This window comes from Pseudomonas sp. SIMBA_067 (assembly GCF_046534675.1).
GTDB lineage: Bacteria > Pseudomonadota > Gammaproteobacteria > Pseudomonadales > Pseudomonadaceae > Aquipseudomonas > Aquipseudomonas putida.
Map to the genome: position 1 here is coordinate 1 of NZ_JAWRYH010001409.1, position 233 is coordinate 233.

Here is a 233-nt window from a genome sequence, read left to right on the forward strand (position 1 = left end):
GTTCGTCGTAGCTGAACGTGAGCTGTTCGGTGCGGCGGCGGATCTTTTCCGCTACCTCGATGGCCTGCCGACCCTCGGCTTCACGCAGCAGCACGATGAACTCCTCGCCGCCCCAGCGGCAGAGTATATCCGATTGGCGCAGGCTGCCCTGCAGCACATTGGCGAACTGGCGCAGCACTTCGTCGCCTGCCAGGTGACCGTGGGTGTCATTCAGCGCCTTGAAGTGGTCCAGG

The 233-nt window shown here is 63.5% G+C and carries 1 protein-coding gene; it reads right to left on the bottom strand.

The features are described from left to right. Positions 1 to 233, bottom strand: a 233-nt coding sequence (locus SB765_RS34020; protein WP_410933082.1) for a GGDEF domain-containing protein, incomplete at both ends; no start/stop codon positions are given.